The following is a 3870-nucleotide window of genomic DNA, read 5'->3' as shown; positions in this document are numbered from 1 at the left end:
CGCCCGCTGGAAGAGATCGACGCCGACCTCAAAGCCTGCACCGATAAGATCAAGCAGATGATCGAGGGGCTGTCGGCATGATAATGAAAAAGCCCCTGAATGCGCGGTTGATCTTGTGGGCATCATTGCCTACTCTTACCGGCAACAACACCCGCCAAGGCTCTGCTATTTGCAGCATCCTCAAACCGGCGGGTTACTTTTTCAGCAAATGTTTTACATCCCCCCTGATGACACACCCGTCATGCTTCTCACGGCAGCATGCTTTGGCGGGTTTTTTTGATTTCAAAAATAATCACCTTAGAGTGGCGCTGGTGAGCACTTGCCTTGCTGAACAAAATTGTCTAACATTTACGTCAAGAAAACCCGCCAAGGCTATGCTCGCAAGAGTACCCTCAAACCGGCGGGTTACTTATTTGTGGGGTTTGAAATGAAGTTCAGCAAACCCGCCAGTACCTATGAAGAGCAGCTTTCCATTCTGCGCAAGCGCGGTCTTGGTGTGAATAACCCGGCTAGCGCGCTGCATTACCTAAGCCATCTCAACTATTATCGGCTAACTGCTTATTGGCTACCGTTTCAGGAGCAGTCATCACCCCGCCAGTTTCATAAGGGAACTGATTTTGAGGACGTGGTGAACCTCTATGTCTTTGATCGCGAATTCCGGCTGTTACTGCTTGATGCGATTGAGCGGATAGAAGTTTCCTTTCGAACGGCCTGGGCCTACTACATGGCTCACCGATACGGTTCTCATGCCTATCTTGATCCAGGGCTTGCAAAGCGTTCTAGCTGGCACGTTAAAAATCTCGCCAGTTTAAAAAAAGAAATATCACGCTCTGATGAAGTATTTATCGAACATTATCAGCAGACCTGCTGCGAGCCTGAAACGCCCCCCGTATGGGCAGTGTGTGAGGTCATGTCGCTTGGGCTGCTGTCACGTTGGGTCAACCAGCTGCCGCCAGGTGATGTGAGCCAGATAGCATCAATCTATGGCTTGGATCAGAGCGTTATGCGTTCAACCCTTCAGCATATTACCTACGTACGCAATCTATGTGCTCATCATAGCCGCGTGTGGAATCGCCGTCTTACTGTGACCATGAAAGTGCCAAACCGTAAACCTGCTGAAGTTGCTGCGGTGGTGAACCCTGCAAGTCCGCGTAATATCTATAACACGCTCACTATGTTGGCTTATTTACTGGATAAGATCAGCCCAGGACATACCTGGAGGCAGCGTTTAGGTAAATTACTTGCTAGCCATGATGTTGATACCCAGCAGATGGGTTTTTTACCCAATTGGCAGGCCCAACCATTCTGGGTAGGTGCCTTGCAAGAAATGCAGCCAGGGAGCCATTTATGACTTACCCCGCCTATCCCGAATACAAGGATTCCGGCGTTGAGTGGTTGGGGGAAGTGCCGGTGCATTGGAGCGTGCCAAAACTTAAACACTTAGCGCGTATTCGTAATGGGCGTGATTACAAAATAGTGGAAGTTGAAAGTGGTGGGTACCCAGTAATTGGTTCGGGTGGTGAGTTTGCGCGGGCTAATAATTTTTTATTTGATGGTGAATCTGTTCTATTAGGCAGGAAAGGGACAATTGATAAGCCCCTGTATATTAATGGTCCTTTTTGGACTGTTGATACAATGTTTTATACAGAGCTTAGCCAGAGGGTAGATGGTCGATTCCTTTATTATTATACGACTTGTTTTCAGTTTGATCAGTATTCAACCAATACTGCTCTTCCAAGTATGGCTCAAGAGGATTTGGTCAATATTTACCTAGCTACCCCTGAACTTCCTGAGCAAGCTCACATAGCCACCTTCCTCGACCACGAAACCGCCCGTATCGATGCTTTGGTGGAAGAGCAGCAGCGCCTGATAGAGTTGCTCAAGTAGAAGCGCCAGGCGGTGATTTCCCATGCCGTCACCAAAGGGCTCGACCCCGATGTTCCGATGAAAGACTCCGGGGTGGAGTGGCTGGGGGAGGTGCCGGCGCATTGGGGTGTGGTTAGGGTTAAGCATATCAAAGCCTCCATCCAGCACGCTTTTGTTGATGGACCATTTGGTTCTAATTTGAAGAGTGATCATTTCATAGATGACGGTGATGCCTACGTCATAGAAAGTGGTTTCGCCACTAAAGGTGTTCTTAACAATGAATCACTAAAGCAAATTACACATGAGCATTTTTCTACAATTTCAAGAAGTCAGGTGAAAGGTGGGGATATAGTTATATCCAAAATTGGGGCCCGATATGGGATGTGCTCAATACTCCCTGAGCTTGACAAACCAGCCGTTGTGTCAGGAAATTCGCTTAAGTTGACTGTAGATTTAAAGCTGTGCGATCCAATTTTTGCTGTACTTGTACTTCGATATCTTCGAGAGAGGGGGGCGATAGAAGATATTGTTAATATGACAGCTCAGCCAGCGCTATCTCTTGGAGAAATGAATAACCTTCCTTTCCCTCTTCCTAGTTTAGAAGAGCAAAAAGAAATTCTAAAAGATGCATCGCAAAGAATTACAAAATTCGATGATATGGCTGGTGAGTGCGAGCATCTTATCGCTTTGTCTCAAGAACGTCGCTCTGCCCTGATCTCTGCCGCCGTCACCGGCAAGATCGATGTACGCGGCTGGCAGCCGCCAGAAAAACTTCAAGCGGCTAATGACGACGCACAGAAAGGGCATGAGGTAGTCGCCGTATGAGCCTTGAGCGTAACTCCGCCTATTTAAGCGGTTTGCTTGCAGAGCTTCGCAAGCTACCAAGTGAAACCTCCTGGTTGGAGTTTAAGCGCAACAATGCTGATCCACATGAGATTGGCGAATATATAGCGGCGCTTTCAAATGCGGCGGCATTGGAGGGCAAAAGTGCGGCCTATATGGTGTGGGGCGTAGATGATGCGTCTCATGAGGTTGTTGGCACCACGTTTACCCCCTGGCAGGCCAAAAAAGGCAATGAAGAGCTGGAAAGTTGGCTCGTCAGAATGCTCAGCCCTAGACCACTTCAAGTTCTATCAGGTTAACGTGCCTGTAGAGGGCGAAGAGCTACCCGTTGTCATTCTCGAAATTCCGCGAGCGCACTCAAAGCCAACGAGCTTTTCGGGCAAAGAGCTTGTGCGTATCGGTTCCAATAAAAAGCCGCTGAAGGATTATCCTGAGGTCGAGCGTGGGCTGTGGCGCATCTTTGATAAAACACCGTTTGAAGAGCTTCCCGCTGCCAGCGACTTATCGATGACAGAAGCATTAGCGCTGCTGGATTACACAGCTTATTTTGAGCTATTGGGGTTACCGTTGCCAACAGACCAAGCGGGCATTCTGAGTAGGCTTGAAGAGGACGGTATGTTGCGCTGCGACGATGCCAAACGCTGGGAAGTCACTAACCTTGGTGCGATTTTGTTTGCCAGAGAGCTACAAAGCTTCAAGGGGTTAGCGCGTAAAGCGGTTCGGCTAGTCGTGTACAAAGGCAAAGGTCGGTTGCACACGATCCGCGAGCAGGAAGGCCGTAAAGGGTATGCTTCAGGGTTCGAAGGGCTGATTGATTACTTGTCGGCGCTATTGCCAAGAAATGAAGTAATTGGCAAAGCTTTGCGTCAAGAAGTGCCTATGTATCCAGACTTAGCCGTTCGTGAATTAATTGCCAATGCCCTTATTCATCAGGATTTTTCAGTAACGGGTGCTGGCCCGATGGTCGAGATTTTTGATGACCGCATCGAAATTACTAACCCTGGCGAGCCATTGGTTGAAATTGACCGTTTTTTAGATAGTCCGCCACGTTCACGTAATGAAGCGTTAGCATCGTTCATGCGCAGGGTGGGTATCTGTGAGGAACGCGGAAGTGGCGTCGATAAAGTGGTCTTTGATACGTAAGCGTTCATTCCAAGGCGT

At 48.6% G+C, this 3870-nt stretch carries 5 protein-coding genes; all 5 read left to right on the top strand.

Features of this window, described 5'->3' with window-relative positions:
* The first annotated feature begins 337 nt into the window (after positions 1-337).
* From INT22_RS11315 to INT22_RS11300, 5 genes are read left to right on the top strand one after another with little or no spacing between them, the layout of a single operon-like run.
* Positions 338-1351 carry an Abi family protein gene (locus INT22_RS11315; RefSeq protein WP_226912641.1) on the top strand — a complete coding sequence of 338 codons (1014 nt, stop codon included), beginning with the start codon at positions 338-340 and terminating at the stop codon, positions 1349-1351.
* Positions 1348-1887: a restriction endonuclease subunit S gene (locus INT22_RS11310; protein WP_193060032.1), complete on the top strand. Its 540-nt coding sequence runs from the start codon at positions 1348-1350 to the stop codon at positions 1885-1887. Before INT22_RS11315 ends, INT22_RS11310 begins: the two co-directional genes overlap by 4 nt.
* Positions 1888-1899: 12 nt before the next feature.
* Positions 1900-2691 carry a restriction endonuclease subunit S gene (locus INT22_RS11305; RefSeq protein ID WP_193060031.1) on the top strand — a complete coding sequence of 264 codons (792 nt, stop codon included), beginning with the start codon at positions 1900-1902 and terminating at the stop codon, positions 2689-2691.
* Positions 2688-3008: an AlbA family DNA-binding domain-containing protein gene (locus INT22_RS20830; protein ID WP_226912640.1), complete on the top strand. Its 321-nt coding sequence runs from the start codon at positions 2688-2690 to the stop codon at positions 3006-3008. The genes INT22_RS11305 and INT22_RS20830 overlap by 4 nt, the downstream gene beginning before the upstream one ends.
* Complete coding sequence (locus INT22_RS11300) at positions 2941-3852, top strand: ATP-binding protein (RefSeq protein WP_226912639.1); 912 nt, start codon at positions 2941-2943, stop codon at positions 3850-3852. The genes INT22_RS20830 and INT22_RS11300 overlap by 68 nt, the downstream gene beginning before the upstream one ends.
* Positions 3853-3870: the final 18 nt, after the last annotated feature.

The sequence above is a fragment of the Halomonas sp. 3D7M genome, from assembly GCF_014897885.1.
Lineage (GTDB): Bacteria > Pseudomonadota > Gammaproteobacteria > Pseudomonadales > Halomonadaceae > Vreelandella.
The sequence above is the reverse complement of the archived record's forward strand: the minus strand, read 5'-3'. Positions and strand labels throughout refer to the sequence as shown.